The organism is Arthrobacter sp. R3-55 (assembly GCF_054161505.1).
The window spans coordinates 4,524,294-4,539,951 of record NZ_CP096423.1 but is presented as its reverse complement, the minus strand read 5'-3'; the positions used below and the strand labels follow the sequence as shown (position 1 = coordinate 4,539,951).

The 15,658-nt window shown below is 62.7% G+C and carries 17 protein-coding genes; 12 read left to right on the top strand and 5 right to left on the bottom strand.

Translation table 11 applies throughout. The annotated features are described in order from the left end of the window. Nucleotides 1–40: 40 nt before the first annotated feature. Nucleotides 41–562 carry a flavin reductase family protein gene (locus M1D51_RS20765; RefSeq protein WP_458107874.1) on the bottom strand — a complete coding sequence of 174 codons (522 nt, stop codon included), beginning with the start codon at nt 560–562 and terminating at the stop codon, nt 41–43. Between the two features lie 198 nt (nt 563–760). Here M1D51_RS20765 and M1D51_RS20760 point away from each other — a divergent pair, with 198 nt between their 5' ends. From M1D51_RS20760 to M1D51_RS20725, 8 genes are all read left to right on the top strand, one after another. Beyond that, nucleotides 761–1,063 (top strand): urease subunit gamma, encoded by a 303-nt coding sequence (locus M1D51_RS20760; RefSeq protein ID WP_172326010.1) that lies wholly within the window; start codon nt 761–763, stop codon nt 1,061–1,063. Nucleotides 1,064–1,071: 8 nt separating this feature from the next. Next, on the top strand, nt 1,072–1,425 hold the full coding sequence (locus tag M1D51_RS20755; RefSeq protein WP_458107873.1) for an urease subunit beta: 354 nt from the start codon (nt 1,072–1,074) through the stop codon (nt 1,423–1,425). Then, complete coding sequence (ureC, locus tag M1D51_RS20750; protein ID WP_458107872.1) at nt 1,422–3,152, top strand: urease subunit alpha; 1,731 nt, start codon at nt 1,422–1,424, stop codon at nt 3,150–3,152. The genes M1D51_RS20755 and ureC overlap by 4 nt, the downstream gene beginning before the upstream one ends. A gap of 16 nt (nt 3,153–3,168) precedes the next feature. Beyond that, entirely contained in the window at nt 3,169–3,642 is a 474-nt protein-coding gene (gene ureE, locus M1D51_RS20745) for an urease accessory protein UreE (protein ID WP_458107871.1), read from the top strand. A gap of 141 nt (nt 3,643–3,783) precedes the next feature. Next, nucleotides 3,784–4,455 carry an urease accessory protein UreF gene (locus M1D51_RS20740; RefSeq protein ID WP_458107870.1) on the top strand — a complete coding sequence of 224 codons (672 nt, stop codon included), beginning with the start codon at nt 3,784–3,786 and terminating at the stop codon, nt 4,453–4,455. Between the two features lie 21 nt (nt 4,456–4,476). Further along, nucleotides 4,477–5,094, top strand: a complete 618-nt coding sequence (gene ureG / locus M1D51_RS20735) for an urease accessory protein UreG (RefSeq protein ID WP_458107869.1) — start codon at nt 4,477–4,479, stop codon at nt 5,092–5,094. Between the two features lie 541 nt (nt 5,095–5,635). Next, on the top strand, nt 5,636–6,337 hold the full coding sequence (locus tag M1D51_RS20730; protein ID WP_458107868.1) for an urease accessory protein UreD: 702 nt from the start codon (nt 5,636–5,638) through the stop codon (nt 6,335–6,337). Beyond that, on the top strand, nt 6,337–7,377 hold the full coding sequence (locus M1D51_RS20725) for a HoxN/HupN/NixA family nickel/cobalt transporter (protein WP_458107867.1): 1,041 nt from the start codon (nt 6,337–6,339) through the stop codon (nt 7,375–7,377). Before M1D51_RS20730 ends, M1D51_RS20725 begins: the two co-directional genes overlap by 1 nt. Here the strand turns inward: M1D51_RS20725 and M1D51_RS20720 are convergent. Continuing rightward, nucleotides 7,374–8,351 carry a serine hydrolase domain-containing protein gene (locus M1D51_RS20720; protein ID WP_458107866.1) on the bottom strand — a complete coding sequence of 326 codons (978 nt, stop codon included), beginning with the start codon at nt 8,349–8,351 and terminating at the stop codon, nt 7,374–7,376. The genes M1D51_RS20725 and M1D51_RS20720 overlap by 4 nt on opposite strands. Before the next feature lie 147 nt (nt 8,352–8,498). Between M1D51_RS20720 and M1D51_RS20715 the strand changes: the two genes are divergently transcribed. Together M1D51_RS20715 and M1D51_RS20710 are read left to right on the top strand one after the other, a co-directional pair. Beyond that, nucleotides 8,499–9,008, top strand: a complete 510-nt coding sequence (locus M1D51_RS20715; RefSeq protein WP_458107865.1) for an RNA polymerase sigma factor — start codon at nt 8,499–8,501, stop codon at nt 9,006–9,008. A 5-nt stretch (nt 9,009–9,013) separates the two neighbouring features. Further along, complete coding sequence (locus M1D51_RS20710; RefSeq protein WP_458107864.1) at nt 9,014–10,042, top strand: hypothetical protein; 1,029 nt, start codon at nt 9,014–9,016, stop codon at nt 10,040–10,042. A 115-nt stretch (nt 10,043–10,157) separates the two neighbouring features. Here the strand turns inward: M1D51_RS20710 and M1D51_RS20705 are convergent, their stop codons facing one another. Further along, complete coding sequence (locus M1D51_RS20705; protein ID WP_458107863.1) at nt 10,158–12,947, bottom strand: alpha-amylase family glycosyl hydrolase; 2,790 nt, start codon at nt 12,945–12,947, stop codon at nt 10,158–10,160. 308 nt (nt 12,948–13,255) lie between these two features. Between M1D51_RS20705 and M1D51_RS20700 the strand changes: the two genes are divergently transcribed. Both M1D51_RS20700 and M1D51_RS20695 read left to right on the top strand, forming a co-directional pair. After that, nucleotides 13,256–13,453, top strand: coding sequence for a hypothetical protein (locus M1D51_RS20700; protein ID WP_172326605.1), 198 nt, complete (start codon nt 13,256–13,258; stop codon nt 13,451–13,453). Next, on the top strand, nt 13,450–13,680 hold the full coding sequence (locus tag M1D51_RS20695; RefSeq protein ID WP_458107862.1) for a hypothetical protein: 231 nt from the start codon (nt 13,450–13,452) through the stop codon (nt 13,678–13,680). The genes M1D51_RS20700 and M1D51_RS20695 overlap by 4 nt, the downstream gene beginning before the upstream one ends. Nucleotides 13,681–13,754: 74 nt before the next feature. Here M1D51_RS20695 and M1D51_RS20690 read toward each other — a convergent pair whose 3' ends face one another. Further along, entirely contained in the window at nt 13,755–14,798 is a 1,044-nt protein-coding gene (locus M1D51_RS20690) for a lactonase family protein (RefSeq protein ID WP_458107861.1), read from the bottom strand. Between the two features lie 2 nt (nt 14,799–14,800). Continuing rightward, nucleotides 14,801–15,631 (bottom strand): aldo/keto reductase, encoded by an 831-nt coding sequence (locus M1D51_RS20685; protein ID WP_458107860.1) that lies wholly within the window; start codon nt 15,629–15,631, stop codon nt 14,801–14,803. Between the last annotated feature and the right edge of the window lie 27 nt (nt 15,632–15,658).

The window sequence follows — 15,658 nt, the reverse complement described above, 5'->3', positions numbered from 1 at the left end:
CTTGAGGATGCGTGACAGCGTACCTGGGGGCGCGGCGCGGTCAGCCAACCGCCTGCACGCTGCGGAACAGGGTGTGGAACTCCCGATCGTGATAAACCAGCGGGCCCGAACCGGCAAGGTTGGACCGGATGTCGAGGACTGTGGCGGCCAGCAGGACTGAACCACCCAGTGGTGCCCGGTGGACAATTTCGCAGCGCAACGCCCACTGAGCCTCCCTGAGCAACGGCTCGCCCGTGGGAAGCAATTCCCAGTTCATGTCCTGGGTGAACCGCGGGGCAGCGGGATCGGCGAACGCGCGTGCCAGCTCCAGCTGATCGGCGCCGATGAGGTGCACCACGATTCTCTCCGCTGCGGCGATGTGCGAGGCCGAACGGCCACTGGTTACGGAGAAGGCCAGGGTGGGCGGATCCACGGCAACCGATGCTACCGAGGACGCCGTGAGACCTACGGCACCATCCGGCCCCGAAGCGGTAATAATGGCGACTCCCGCCGGATGGGAGCGGAATGCGGCCCTGAAAAGATCGCCGACTGGTTCGGACTGCAAGGGCTGGGGGTAGGTCATTAACGCACTTTCATGGGACTGGCCAGGGCTGGCGGCCTTGATGGACGCACATCTCACTGATGCTAGGACCTCAACTTAACTTGAGGTCAATTCGGCTGAATCCGACCCCCGACTGAGACGAATTGGAAACGTCGCCGAAACTTCCGCTCCTTACGCTGAACACAATCTGTCCAAGTGCCCGGCGTCCAAGGAGTAACCATGCATCTTTTGCCCCGTGAGCAGGAGAAACTCATGATTGTGGTGGCTGCCGATCTGGCGCGCCGCCGCCAGGCGCGGGGGCTGAAACTGAACTATCCCGAGTCCGTGGCAATCATCAGCTTCGAACTCATCGAAGGTGCCCGGGACGGTAGGACAGTGGCCGAGCTCATGAGCTACGGAACCACCATCCTCCGCCGCGAAGACGTGATGGAAGGCGTCCCGGAGATGATCCACGACGTCCAGATTGAAGCCACGTTCCCTGACGGCACCAAGCTCGTCACCGTCCATCACCCCATCCGCTAGGAGCCTCCATGATCCCCGGTGAATACAGGCTCCTGCCCGGTTCCATCGCTTGCAACAGCGGCCGTGAGGCAATCGCCGTCGAGGTGGTGAACCGCGGCGACCGTCCCGTCCAGGTGGGCTCCCATTATCACTTTGCCGAGGCGAACAGCGCCCTCGAGTTCGACCGCGATGCCGCCTACGGCCGCCGCCTGGACATCCCTGCCGGCACAGCCGCACGTTTCGAGCCAGGCGACCGGAAGACCGTCCAGTTGATCGAAATTGCCGGGGTGCGTGAGGTCTTCGGGCTCAGTAACGCCGTCAACGGAAGGCTCGACGGCGGCACCCGCCTGGGCGGTTCTGCTTCGGAAGGAGACACCAAATGAGCTTCGAGATACCCCGCAAGCAGTACGCCGAGCTGTACGGACCAACCACCGGTGACGCCATCCGTCTGGCGGACACCGAACTGTTCCTCGAAATCGAGAAAGACTACACGGTTTACGGCGAGGAAGTGGTGTTCGGCGGTGGCAAAGTCATCCGCGACGGCATGGGCCAGAACGGACAACTGATCCGCTCGGACGACATCCCGGACACGGTGATCACCAACGTGATCGTCCTGGACTACACCGGCATTTACAAGGCGGATGTTGCCCTGAGGGACGGGTACATCTTCAAGATCGGCAAGGCAGGCAACCCGCAGATTACTGACGGTGTGGACATCGTGATTGGCGCCGGCACGGAGATCATCGCCGGTGAACGGAAGATCCTCACAGCCGGCGGCATCGACACCCACATCCACTTCATTTCCCCGGAACAGGTCCCGGCCGCCCTGTGCAACGGCATCACCACCATGGTGGGCGGAGGCACGGGCCCCGCCGAAGGAACGAAAGCCACCACCGTCACGCCCGGCGCCTGGCACATCTCGCGAATGCTGCAGGCCGCCGAGGGACTCCCCGTCAACATCGGCCTGTTCGGGAAGGGCCACGCATCCGCCGTCGAGCCCCTCGCAGAGCAGATCCGCGCAGGTGCCGTGGGCCTCAAAGTACATGAAGACTGGGGCTCCACCACCTCGTCCATCGACATGTCCCTGCGCGTTGCCGACGAATACGACGTCCAGGTTGCCATCCACACCGACACCCTCAACGAGTGCGGCTTCGTGGAAGACACCATCAGGGCCATCGACGGCCGCGTCATCCACACCTTCCATACCGAAGGCGCCGGCGGTGGGCACGCCCCGGACATCATCAAGATCGCCGGACTGCCCAACGTGCTCCCGGCCTCCACCAACCCCACGCTGCCGTACACCCGCAACACCATCGAAGAACACCTGGACATGCTCATGGTCTGCCACCATCTCAACCCGGACATCCCGGAAGACGTGGCTTTCGCAGACTCCCGTATCCGGGCCGAAACCATCGCCGCCGAAGACGTCCTGCACGATCTCGGCATCTTCGCCATCACCTCCTCCGACTCGCAAGCCATGGGCCGCGTAGGCGAAGTGGTCACCCGCACCTGGCAGGTAGCGGACGCCATGAAACGGCAACGAGGCGTGTTGAAGGATCCCTCCGGCACCACCCACGGCTCCACCGAATCCGACAACTTCCGGCTCAAACGCTACGTGGCCAAATACACCATCAACGCCGCCATCGCCCAAGGCATGGCAGACGTCATCGGCTCCGTGGAAGAAGGCAAATTTGCCGACCTCGTCCTCTGGGACCCCGCCTTCTTCGGCGTGAAACCCGAACTCGTCATCAAAGGCGGGCAGATCGCCTACGCACTCATGGGGGACTCCAACGCCTCCATCCCCACCCCACAACCCCGCACCATGCGCCCCATGTTCGCCAGCTACGGGAAGGCACTGCAGCAAACGTCCATCACCTTCCTGTCCAAGGCCGCCATCGACGCCGGAGTGCCGGCCGAGCTGGGCCTCGAACGCATCATCAAACCCGTCACCGGCATCCGCAACCTCACCAAAGCGGACCTCAAATACAACGGCGAAACGCCCGACATCGCCGTCGACCCCGAAACCTACAAAGTGAGCGTCGACGGCGTCGAAGTCACCTCCCAGCCCTCCGACGTGCTGCCCATGGCGCAGCGCTACTTCCTCTTCTAAGCCGTTTAGGAATCACATGATCATCGAAAAAATCCTGGGAAACCTCCACGAACAACCCCACGACTATGCGGGCCGGCACAAAGAAAAAGTGGTCCTGTCCAGCGCCCTGCTGGTCAAACGCATCCAACGCGTCACCACCGACCACGGCAAAGAACTCGGCATCCGCCTCCCCACCGGCACCGGCGACCTCCGCGACGGCGACATCCTCGCCGCAGATGACCACAACGTCATCGTCATCTCCGTGTTGCCCACCGACGTCCTGGTGATAGGGGCGCGGACAATCCACGAAATGGGGGTCGTGGCACATTCGCTCGGCAACCGGCACCTGCAGGCACAATTCTTCGACGCCTCCTCCGAGTACGGGGCCGAAGTCATGGTTTGTCAGTATGACCACACGGTCGAAGACTATCTGAAGAGCGTTGGCGTCCCCTACGACAGGCAAGAGCGGGTCATGCCGGTGCCCTTCCGCCATGCTGAGCATTCGCACTAACGCTGTGCGCCGCGGCCAGTTGGGCGCGCACGCTTGCGCTCCGCTGGGAAGGGGGCCGTGCCCGCTTCGCGGTGCCCACCACGCCGCGGCCCCCTTCCCAGCTCCGCTCCAGCGCGCAGACATCACCTCCGGCGGTGCGCTTTGAGTGCGACATATCAGCTGGCTCTTCAACAGTTGACTGACTCTGCGTTGCCTACGGGGGCTTTTGCTCATTCTTTGGGGTTTGAGAGCTATGTGCATCGTGGGTTGGTTTGGGATGAGGGGTCTTTTGGGGGGTGGTTGGGGGCTTTTGTGGGGCAGCAGTTGACCTATTCGGAGGGGTTGGCTTTGCGGTTCTTGTATGAGGGTGTGGATGTTTGTTTGTTGGATTCTGTTCTTTCTGCGCAGTTGTTGGCTCGGGAGGTGCGGGAGGCTTCTTTGAAGATGGGTGGGCGGTTGTTGGAAATTGGTGGGGAGGTGTTTCCTTCGGGGGAGTTGGAGGCGTATCGGGAGTTGGTACGTGAGGGGAGGGCCGGGGGGCATCAGCCCTTGGCCTTCGGGGTGATTGCGCGGTCACTGGGCGTTCCGTTTGAGGCGGCGCTCTCTGCGTATCTGTTTGCCGCGGTGACTTCCCTGACCCAGAACGCCGTGCGGGCCATTCCGCTCGGTCAGAACGCCGGACAACGGGTACTTCGCCAAGCGCACGACGCCGTAGCTGCCGCCGTCGAGGATGTAGCACAGCTGTGCTGGGACGACTTCGGGGCCGTCAGCCCCGGACTTGAAATTTCACAAATGCGGCACGAACGGCAACGCGCCCGCATGTTCATGAGCTAGTTGGAGCAAAGGACAGAAAACATGACTGAACCCATCAAAATCGGCGTCGGCGGACCCGTCGGAGCAGGCAAAACCCAGCTCGTGGAACGCATCACCCGGCACATGAGCAGGGAAATCTCCATGGCCGCCATCACCAACGACATCTACACGATTGAAGACGCCAAAATCCTCGCAGCCAACGGCATCCTCCCCGAAGACCGCATCATCGGCGTCGAAACCGGCGGCTGCCCGCACACTGCCATCCGCGAAGACACCTCCATGAACACCGCCGCAATCGAAGAACTCAAAGCCAGGCACCCCGACCTGCAGGTCATCTTCGTCGAATCAGGCGGCGACAACCTCTCCGCCACCTTCAGCCCCGAACTCGTCGACTTCTCCATCTACATCATCGACGTAGCCCAAGGCGAAAAAATCCCCCGCAAAGCCGGCCAAGGAATGATCAAATCCGATCTGTTCATCATCAACAAGACGGACCTGGCGCCACATGTTGGGGCGGACCTGGCCGTCATGGAGAGGGATTCCAAGGAGTTCCGCGGTAGTAAGCCGTTCTGCTTCACGAACCTCAAGACGGACGAAGGGTTGGACGCTGTCCTCAACTGGATCCGGCGCGACGTCCTGATGCTCGACTTGGCGCAATGACCCGGCCAGGGTTCGCAGTTAAGTCACCGGGGGCGGCGCCCGCGGATGAAGGGGGCCGTGCCCGTCCCCAGCCGCTCCCAACTCTCGCAAGCTCGAGCCGGGGCCCTCGCGGCAGTGGGCCCCCCACGTGGCCCACCAGGCCGCGGCCCCTATCACCCGGCTCCGCGGATCGCCCCGCCCCAGCTGCCGCCGCCACGCCGCGGCCCCTTATCCCCGGCTACGCCGCCTCCGCGGTTTGGTCCCCGGCCATTCGGCTGGCGTTCACGGCCGGCCCAGGCTGCAACGTCGCGACGTTCGGGGCGTCCTTCGGGGATAGCCGATGACTGCGCGCGTAGTGGGCTCGGGCGTCGATGCTGGTCCTTGGGGGATCGTGGAGCCGGGCGCTGGGTTGGCCTTGGGGGAGCGGGGGGTGCGGGGGCGGTTGGAGTTGGGGGTTGGGGTGCGCGGGGGGCGGTCTGTTGCTTTGCGGCAGTTTCATGAGGGCGCTTTGCGGGTGCTTAGGCCGCATTATCTGGATGGGTCCGGGCAGGTTTGTTATGTCATGGTCAATCCGGGTGGAGCGTATCTGGGGGCCGATCTGTTTGTTATTGACGTGGAGGTTGGGGCTGGGGCTGAGCTGTTGTTGACCACGCAGTCTGCCACGAAGATTTATCGGACACCGGGGTCGTTTGCTGAGCAGCGGATGAGTGTCCGGCTGGGGGAGGGCTCGCGGTTGGAGGTGATGCCCGATCAGTTGATTGCTTACCGAGAGGCGAGCTATCGGCAGAATTCGCACCTCAGTCTCCACCCGACGTCGAGCCTTGTCATGGCTGAGGTGGTGACGCCCGGATGGTCCCCGGACGGCGCATCGTTTAAGTATGAAGAGGTCCGGCTGCGGAACGAGATCTGGATTCAGGGCAAAAACGGAGAACAACTGTTGGCGCTCGATAACCTCCTGATCCGGCCACCGCTCAATGACGTGACCGGGATGGGGTTCATGGAGGGCTTCAGCCATCTGGGGTCGTTGGTGGTGGTGGATCCTAGGGTTGATCAGGGGCTTGCTGATGACCTGGATCGCATTTCCCGTGACTTTGATGCGCATACCGGAGTTTCCTTGACGGCGACTATTGCCGGGACTACTGGGCTTGTGCTGCGATCGTTGTCCAACAGCACTGAGGTACTCAACATTTTGCTGGGCGCTTGCACCGGCCTCCTGCGGGAGCGTTGGCATGGGCAGGAACCCTTGAACCTGAGGAAGTACTAATGACTGCGCTGACCGGGCTCGCCGCCATGTACCGGGAGCGGGAGACGCTGTCCTTACGTACCCGCCTGCTGTTTACGTTCGGTGCCGTGGCCGCTTTGCACGCTGCCGCCGTCGTGCTGTTGCTTGCAGGCGCCACCGGTGGCGCGCAACCGCTGGCGCTGGGGTTGGTGATCACCGCTTACGTGGCCGGCATCAAGCACAGCTACGACTGGGACCATATTGCCGCGATTGATAACTCCACCCGCAAATTCGTAGCGCAACGCAAGGACCCCGTGAGCGTCGGCTTTGCCTTCAGCCTTGGCCACAGCTCCGTGGTGATCCTGGCCGGTCTGCTGGTGGTGGCAGGTGCCAGCTTGATCGGGCAGTTCATGGAGGACGGGACTACCGGCAACAAGGTGCTGGGCTTGATCGGCAGCGGTGTTTCCGGGCTGTTCCTGCTGGCGATGGGCCTGTTCAACGGCTCGGCGTTCGTTCGTGCCACGAGCGTATACCGTCAGGTGCAGCGCGGCGGCGAGGTGCGTCCGGAGGACCTCGAGGCGAAAGGGTTCGTGGCCCGCCTGCTCGCCAAACCGCTGTCCAAAGTGCAGCGGCCACGAAACATTTACGTGATTGGTTTCCTTTTTGGGCTCGGCTTCGACACCGCCACCACCATCGGGCTACTGGTCATCACCACGACGGCGTCACTGGCCGGAGTCTCGCCGCTCGCCTTGATGGCCCTCCCGCTCGCGTTCACCGCTGCCATGACCCTGTGCGACTCCGTCAACGGTGTGGCCATGATGAAGATGTACACAGCAGCCATCCATAATCCCCGGCGGAAACTTGGCTTCAACGCCGTGATTACCGGGATTTCCGCGGTTTCGGCGTTGTTCATTGCCGTGATCACTCTTGGCGGATTCGCCAACTCCGCGCTCGAACTCGAGGAACCCCTGACCACGTGGCTCGGAAGCATTGACCTCGGCGACGCCGGCTTGATCCTGGTGGGCTTGTTTGTGGTGGCGTGGGCCGTATCAGTGGTGCGCAGCAGAAAGACCAGCGTCTAGGAGGCCGCCACCGCGTTGAAGAGCTCGTTCGTGTCCACACCCGTGTCCGGCGCGTCCAGCACGTTGGTCAGGAACACGACGCACCGGTCCTGCTCCGGGAACATCCACCATTCTGTCCCGGACCAACCAGGGTGGCCGTAGATCCCCTTCGCGAGGAGCTCGGACTCGTTGGCGGGCAGTTGGAAGCCCAGACCCGTGTGCCGCAGGGGTGTGGGCCGGGTGGTGATGTGGGAAACCTCCGTAGTGCGCGGGCGGCGCATGGCAGCCAGGGTTGCGGGCTTGACGGCCTTCCCCGAATCCCGCAAAAGCTCCGACCCCAAGTGCAGCAGGTCCGCGGCCGTGCCGAACAGGCCCGCTCCGGGATGGCGGTGTTTGTACATGGCCTGCACGTTCAAACCCGCGGCCTCGGTGCCATGGACCGTGTGCGGGTTGCAGTCCGAGCTAAAGGTAAGCGATGCCGCGCCGGTGTCATGGGCCAGGGAAAGCAACTGCTCCTCGAACGGGCGCCCATCGGCCCACTCGGCCATCGCCGCGGCCCCTTCAAAGGCGATGTTGCAGTACTGGACCAGGCTTCCCGCATAGAACGCTTGGTCCGCTGCGGTGAGGGCCTCGCGGAGTGGAGTGCCGGCGTCGAGCGCTGGATCCGCAATACCGGAACGGTGGCTGAGCAGCTGTTCCAACGTCACGGTATCCGTGCGGCCGGTGCCGAAGCCTGGGACGGCGGTGCTAAGAGGTGCCCCCAAGGACAGCTTCCCCTGCTCCACTTGCCGCATGACGGTCAAAGCGCTGATGGGTTTGGAAACGGAGAAGAGCGCAAAGTGGTCCTCGGCCGTTGCCGGCCTGCCGTCGTCGGTCCCGAAAGCCACCACATCCTCGATGCCCTGGCTGGACGCGATTCCCAGCACCGCAACCGGCACGCGCCCGAGGTCTACCTGTTTGCGGGCCCAGTCTGCGGACGGTCCTGTTTCCACCATGGTTGTTCCACGCTCTCTTTGGGGGTCTGTGACTCGAATCTACCGCGGCTGCCCAAAGAAACTTGCCAGCGCCTGTAACCGTTGCCGCCCGGCCGGAAACTATACAAGTATCCTGCAGTTCAGGGCTCTATATCAGGGGGAAAAATCGTGCTTTCAGAGCGCGAATTGGCGTTCATCGCCATTCACAAAGACAGCTACCCATCCGTCTTCAAGTTCGTCTGCCGGCGCGTCGAATCTGCGGAGGTAGCGGAGGAGATCGCAGCCGACGTGTTCCGCATTGTCTGGCAAAAATGGGCCGACGACTCACGCCCGGAACTCCCGTATCTATTGACGGTGGCCCGGAACCTGGTGGGGAACGCTTACAGGAGCCGCGATCGGCGGCAGGCACTCCAGGAAAAGCTGCGGTCGACGGCGGTGGAGCGGTTTGGCGATGAGTCCGAGAACGTCGTGGTCCAGGACGCCATGATGCGGTTGCGGGACCAGGACCGCGACATCCTGCAGTTGGCTTATTGGGACGGCCTGAACTCCGCGGAAATTGCGGGTGTGCTGCAGTGCAGCGAATCGGCGGCCAAGGTCCGCCTCCACCGGGCCCGAACGGCGTTCCGGAAACAGATGCCTGCAGGGGCCGAAACCACCACACACAAGATGGGGGTCTGAAGACAATGGATCCGATCAAGAACCAGATTTCAGCGATTGACCCGCTCACTGTCGATCCAATTCCCGAGCCCAATGGGGAAGAAGCGCTGCACAGGATCCTCTCCGGCTCCACGGTTTTCAGCGATACCCGTTCAACGCCGGTAGTGACCTCCCTGGGGGATCGCCGGCGCCGGAAGGCCCGGATCGCGGGTGGTTTGCTGCTTGCCGCGGCGGCCGTTACGGCCGGAGTTCTGGTGGCTGCCAACTTCGGTTCGGTGAACACCGCGCCGGCACCTGCGGTCACTGTCACTTCCGCTGAAGCGACACCCACTCCCAGCGTTTCGGTCACGCCCACACCCACAGTGACCTCGTCGGCAACACCCACCGCCACAGCTACCCCGACGCCCACCCAATCGCCCACACCCACGACACCTCCGGTTGCCGCCTCGGCGCCAGTGGTGCCACCCGTGCAGGCGCCGACCAGCCAGACCTACACTTTCCCGGACGGGCATTTGTCCTTCACCTATCCGGTGGGCTGGAGTATCCGGGTGGAACAAGGACCATTCGATCCTCCCGGGACTGCGGAAGCCTCGCGCATTGTGACTGTCTTCGATGCCGCTGGGGCAGAGGTAGCCCGCGTGTTCAATGGCAACTACGCCGATGGTACGGGCGGCTGGGTGAAGAGAACCGTCTATGACCGAGCCGTAGTACCTGGTGTTGTGTCCTCGACGTCGCCCAACGACCCGGTGCAGTTCGGGTTCTTTGCCCACCAGTCGGCCCTCATGACGCACCCGGGAGAGGAAGCTCCGGCCACGCCGCTGGACGAGACTCCCACGTACATCATGGACGTTCGCCTGGCCTCGGAGATGCAAGCCGGTGAGACAGGTTCAGGCATCAATCAGATCCGCGTACCTAATGGCATTATGAGTGCTTACGCGATTTTCGATCCCGCCAAGCAGCCCGCCTTCGCCACCCCGGAAGCGGCCAAGGCCTGGATGAATACTACGCAGTACGCCCAGCTGAAGGCGATGTTCCTGAGCCTGAGCTACAAATAGCCCCATCTGTGTAACAGCAAACGTCGCACTGACACTCCAGTGCGACGTTTGCTGTTACTTACTTGGGTTAGCGGACGGGGTGGTTAGCAGACGGGGTGGTTAGCGGACGGGTCGGTCAGCGGACCGTGAGCAGATGGCTGGCGGGGTCGTACCGGAAGGTGACCGGGCCGCCGTCGTGCTTCAACGCGATGTTGCTGCCGTTCGGGGCGCCGGCCAAGCCGTAGTTCTCGGCCCAGGAACCGTTGATCGCGGCCTTGAACTCGTAGCTGCCCGCAGCAAGGTCAGGGACCGGGAGCTTCCAAGTGCCGTCCGCCGGGTCCAAGGACAGCTGGGCTTGGGCACAATCCGGCATCCAGTCACCCGCGCAGCCGAGCTCGGAATTCAGGCTTCCCGGCACCGAGACGGCGGCCGGTTGCTGACCCGGGACAGCTGCGCTGATCACATTGGTGGCGTGGTCGTACAGGAACGTGACGGCGCCGCCGGAGTGCGTGAACACAACGTTGGGGCCGTCCAGCTCGCCGCCTGCACCGTAGTTTTCGTCCCAAGTGCCGTTGAGCGCGGCCTTGAACTCATAGGTACCGGCGGGCAGGTTGGGGATGTTCAGCTGCCACAGCCGATGCGTCGGCTCATACGTCATCAACGCCTGTTCGCAGGACGGCTGCCAGTCCTCGGCGCAGCCCAGCTCGGTGTTGAGGCTGCCGGCCACGGTGACGGTTTCCGGCTGGGTGGGTTCACCCACCACACCGCTGCGCGGCTCGCTCGCCGACGTCTGCCCGCGGTTGTCCAGCACCACCGCACGGTACTCCACCGAGGCCCCCGGCTCCAGGGCCGAGACGTTGTGGAACACCTGGTAAGGGGCGTTGTCGTCGGTGCCGATCGGCGTCCACTCGCCACCGGCAGTACGTGACTGGAAGGTGACTTCGTAGAACGAGCTACCGTCGACGTCGGCCGTCACCTTCAATCGGCTGGCGTCACCAGCCGCGGTGACCGGCTTCTTCAGTACGACGCCGGGCGCCTCCTTGGACTTGGCAAGCCGCCCCGCTGCTTCATAAACCACTGCCGAAAGCGGTGGGACGGTAACGCTCAACAGTGCCTGTGCATCGGTTTTGGCATCTGCCGGGGCGTCGCCGTAAACCAGGTTGAACGGTTGCTTGGCTTCATACGTGGGGATTGCCGCAGTCTGGGCGGTCTCGCTGTTGTTGACGGCCACGATGTATTCTTGCTGATCCTTGGCGTCTATGCGGGAGAAGGCGTAGATGCCCGCGCCATCGGCGGCGTAGCGGTTCTGTTGGGCACCGCTGCGCAGTGTCGGGTGCTCGGCGGTGAGGGCGGCGAGTTCACTGATCTTTTTGTACAGCGGATGCTCGGTGTTGAAGTTGTCGGTGGCGTGTGTGGCGCTGGTGCCAAGGAGATCGTCATCCAGGTATTCCTGGACTTTGCTGGCGAACATTGTCTGCCGGGAGTCCTGGTCTCCGCCTGCACCGGTGAAGCCCTGCTCGTCCCCGTAGTAGATCACCGGGTTGCCGCGCGAGAAGTACATCAGCTCGTGGGCGAGCTCGTCACGTTGCACCAGTTCGGCGTCACTTGCGCCCACGTTGTCCTGTGCGATGAAGGTGCCGATGCGGCCCATGTCGTGGTTGCCCAGGAAGGTGGGCAATTGGTAGACGTTGGAGTCAGCGTCGGTGTACCAGTCATCCCCATTGAAGAAGTCCGCCAAACCCGTGGCCTTGCTGCCCTGGGATGCGAAGCTGCGGGCTGCACCTTGGAAGCCGAAGTCCAGGACGGCCTGCATTTGGTTCCTGGTGGTGAACTTGGACGTGATGCTCTTGGAGGTGTCGAAAACTTCGCCGAACATGAAGAACTCGTCCTTGCCCTGTTCCTTCGCGTAGGTGAGAACCTCCGGTCCGAACTTCTGCCAGAACTCGTCGTTGACGTGCTTCATGGTGTCGATGCGGAAGCCGTCGATCCCGAAGTCGCGGATCCAGGTTTTGTAGACGTCCATCATCCCGTTCACCACCTTCGGGTTCTCAGTGAACAAGTCATCCAGTCCAAAGAAATCGCCGTAGAGGGAGTCCTCGCCGGCAAAGTTGGTGTTGCCTCGGTTGTGATAGAGCGTGGGATCGTTCAGCCAGGATGGGACCTTGACGTCTTTTTCGGCCGCAGGGACCACGGGGGTGTACGGGAATGACGTTGCGGCATCGAGCGCCGGGAAGTCCTGCGTCCCGGCGTAATCCCGGTCATCGAAGACCTCGCCCGACGCCGTCCGGTACGGCTCGGTGTCCTTGGAAATGTACGTGGCCGAGGCGGTCTCCTGGTACTGGATCACATCCGCGGTGTGGTTGGTGATGATGTCGAAGTACACCTTCATGCCACGGGCGTGCGCGGTATCAATAAGGGTTTTCAGCTCGGCGTTAGTGCCCAGATGGGGGTCGATCTGCGTGAAGTCCGTGACCCAGTACCCGTGGTAGCCGGCTGAACTGTTCGCCAGGGTGCCGTCACCCTGAACCGCCTTGTTCTTGAAGCTGGGTGTGAGCCAGAGGGAATTGGTGCCCAGGCCTTGGATGTAATCCAGTTGGTCCTGCAGGCCTTTCAGGTCTCCGCCGTTGAAGAAGCCTTTGCGGGTGGGGTCGAAACCGGACACCATCGGATCGGTGCCCAGTCCGCCGTCGTCGTTTGCTGTGGTGCCGTTGTTGAAGCGGTCGGCCATGACGAAGTAGAAATTTTGATCGCTCACCCCTCCGCGGATGGAGTGCAGGGCTGCGGGATCAGCGTCTTTGGAGGCCGGGGCGGCACCCGCGGGGAGGACCGCTGTGGCGGTGAGGGCCGCCGTCGTCAGGACGACTGCGGTGAGGCGGCCGAGGCGGCGATGTGGGGCGAGTGCTGGTCTATAGCTGCGAGATAACAAGTGATGGAACCTTCCGCTAAGCGACGGTGCTGTGGGACAAGTCACAACTGTAAGCGCTTGCTGTGCGTTAATCCATAGATTCTCAGCGTTACGGGATGTGAAGTTCTGTACATCGGGTCCCATTTTGGAAGCGCTTGCAGGCGCGTTAGCGGGAGATGTGCCATGGCGGCACTGTCCTCATGCACGAGCTACCTCCAAAACGCTATGCAGTTGTCTATAACGAAGCCCTTGTGACTTGCATAGGGTTGAAGAGATCTGCTTCACACCACGCAGTGCCCCCGATCTACTCCCAAGGATGAGTTTCAACGATGAAGAGCATCGCCCTCCTGCGCGAACGAGCCACCCGCACTATGCCTACCGGTTCCCACTGCCCGGCCTCGGGCTTGTGGAGCCCGGACTCCGAGCCGGATGCCGTGCAGGCGTTCCCCGAGGGACACGTGCTGCCCGCCCACAACGGCGTGGCAACCCTCTGGCGGCGCCGTACGGCTGCTGAAGTGTCGGCATGACCAGCACCATCCTGAACCGGCCGGCCGACTACCGCCACGTACCGGCGGCAGAATGGTCCGAGCTCAATTCCGGCGATCCCGTCTGGATTTACGACGTCGCTTGGGGCGCGGGCACCGGCCGCGTTGACGATGTCTCCAAACACCAGGAATTGCTCTGGGTCATCCTTGAGCCCACAGGCCGCAAACTGATCTGCGGCACGGACGACGTCCAGGTCTGGACCGTCTAGAAAGACTCGCCGAGACGGCAGTTGATACCAATGTTCGAGCGGAGCATGGGTGTTAACTGCCGTCTCGGTGTCAGTTAACGGGCGGGAACCAGCACGCTCGGAGAACCTGTCTCCACACGGCTCACCGGGCCGTCCGGCAAGCCGGTCCCGGGATCGAGTTTGAAGCTCACGACGTCGTCCGAGCCTTCGTTGGCGACGTACAGCCAGCCTTCGCGGACCAGGTGATGGCGTGGCCACTCGCCGCCGCACGGAACCTCCGCGAGCGGCTCCAGTCCAGCCCCGCCGTGGGAAACCTTCAACACACAGATGCGGTTGGATCCCCGCACGCCGACATAAGCGAAGCGGCCGTCCGGGGACAACGCAATCTCCGCGCCGGCGTCGCCGTCTTTGGCCCCTGAGGCACTCGCTGGAACCATGGTTGCCAGCTCGTACGTGCCATCCGGTTCCATCCGGACCGCTGCGACCTCCACAGAGTACTCGGTGTCCACAAAGACAGTCCCGCTGTGATGCCGGGCCATGTGCCGGGGGCCCGAACCCTTGGGCAAAACCACCTGATGGTCCAGTAGCAGGCCTTCGCCAGGCGAGTACTGCCATACCCTGACCAAATCATGCCCCAGGTCCGTGGTCATGACGCGGCCGTCCGGGAGCATGAGGCTGGAGTGACCCCGGCTGGGCCGCTGCTGGTCGGGAGAGGTAGCGGTGTGGGGATCGACGGCGGCTGCCGCGCTGGTGCGCGAGGTGATGGCGCCGTCGTCGTCCAATTCATAAAGGATGACCTGGCCGTCGCCCCAACAGGTGGCCACAATAAAGCGCCCTTGTGGATCGGCTGCTACGTGGCAGGTAGCTTCACCGGCCGGCCACGGCTCGCCGAACTCCTCCAGCCCGGAGTCGCCTGTCCGGCGATACGCGCGAACGGTCTTTGCTTCCTCGGCCACCGCGTACAGCACCGGAAGCCTTGGATGCACTGCCAGGAACGATGGTGAATCGGCGGCAACGGCCAAGCCCAGGGACGTCAGCCGGCCGTCGTCCTCGGCCAAAAGCGCAGCGATGCCCTCGCCCTTGGCATTCCTGTCGGCAGTGTAGGAACCAACCCAGATCAGTGTCTTTTCGTTAGCCATGGTCAGTGCCCCTGTACGTCCGAGTCCACACCGGCGTCCGGACCGGCGTCGAGGGTTTGCAGTCGAGTGAGGTCGTCGTGGTCCAGTTCGAAGTCAAAAATGTCCAGGTTCTCCTTCATTCGTTGCGGATTCGAGGTTTTGGGGATGGCAACCAGGCCCTGCTGGACATGCCAGCGCAGCACTACCTGACCCGGCGTCTTCGCGTACTTCGCACCAATGCCGGCCAGTACCGGTGCGTTGAGCAGATCGCTGCTGGCACCCAACGGGCTATAGGACTCCGTGACGATGCCGTTCCGCTCGTTGTAGGCCCGGGCTGCCGGACGGGGGATGGAGGGACTCACCTGGATCTGGTTCACCGCCGGTACCACGTCCGTTTCGCGGAACAATTGGTCCAGGTGGGCAGGCTTGAAGTTTGAAACGCCAATGGACCGTGCCTTGCCGGAGGCCCGGAGTTCCTCGAAAGTCTTCCACGTGGAGACGAAATCGCCGCGTCGGGGGAGCGGCCAGTGGATCAAGAGGAGGTCAACGTACTCCAACCCCAAACGTTCCAAACACCCCTCCAGCCCAGCAACAGCCTTCCCGGAACCTTGGAACTCCCCGTCAAGTTTTGTGGTGATGAAGAGTTCTTCACGGCCCACTCCGCAAGCACGGATGCCGTCGCCCACGCCCTTCTCATTGCCGTACTTCTTTGCTGTGTCCACGTGCCGGTATCCGTGCGACACCGCCTCCACCACGGCGTCAGCTACCTCGGCATCATTCAACGGCCAGGTCCCCAATCCCAGTTGAGGAATTCTGTAGCCGTCGTTGAGTTCAATGAGTGGGGCAAGTGTCATGGGCTTGGTCTCCTCCGGGTTTCTCTG

Bases quoted from the DNA above. Each gene is read 5' to 3' on its own strand.
- M1D51_RS20765 (WP_458107874.1), bottom strand. From the start codon at position 562: ATGACCTACCCCCAGCCCTTGCAGTCCGAACCAGTCGGCGATCTTTTC.
- M1D51_RS20760 (WP_172326010.1), top strand. From the start codon at position 761: ATGCATCTTTTGCCCCGTGAGCAGGAGAAACTCATGATTGTGGTGGCT.
- M1D51_RS20755 (WP_458107873.1), top strand. From the start codon at position 1,072: ATGATCCCCGGTGAATACAGGCTCCTGCCCGGTTCCATCGCTTGCAAC.
- ureC (WP_458107872.1), top strand. From the start codon at position 1,422: ATGAGCTTCGAGATACCCCGCAAGCAGTACGCCGAGCTGTACGGACCA.
- ureE (WP_458107871.1), top strand. From the start codon at position 3,169: ATGATCATCGAAAAAATCCTGGGAAACCTCCACGAACAACCCCACGAC.
- ureG (WP_458107869.1), top strand. From the start codon at position 4,477: ATGACTGAACCCATCAAAATCGGCGTCGGCGGACCCGTCGGAGCAGGC.
- M1D51_RS20730 (WP_458107868.1), top strand. From the start codon at position 5,636: ATGGTCAATCCGGGTGGAGCGTATCTGGGGGCCGATCTGTTTGTTATT.
- M1D51_RS20725 (WP_458107867.1), top strand. From the start codon at position 6,337: ATGACTGCGCTGACCGGGCTCGCCGCCATGTACCGGGAGCGGGAGACG.
- M1D51_RS20720 (WP_458107866.1), bottom strand. From the start codon at position 8,351: ATGGTGGAAACAGGACCGTCCGCAGACTGGGCCCGCAAACAGGTAGAC.
- M1D51_RS20710 (WP_458107864.1), top strand. From the start codon at position 9,014: ATGGATCCGATCAAGAACCAGATTTCAGCGATTGACCCGCTCACTGTC.
- M1D51_RS20700 (WP_172326605.1), top strand. From the start codon at position 13,256: ATGAAGAGCATCGCCCTCCTGCGCGAACGAGCCACCCGCACTATGCCT.
- M1D51_RS20695 (WP_458107862.1), top strand. From the start codon at position 13,450: ATGACCAGCACCATCCTGAACCGGCCGGCCGACTACCGCCACGTACCG.
- M1D51_RS20690 (WP_458107861.1), bottom strand. From the start codon at position 14,798: ATGGCTAACGAAAAGACACTGATCTGGGTTGGTTCCTACACTGCCGAC.
- M1D51_RS20685 (WP_458107860.1), bottom strand. From the start codon at position 15,631: ATGACACTTGCCCCACTCATTGAACTCAACGACGGCTACAGAATTCCT.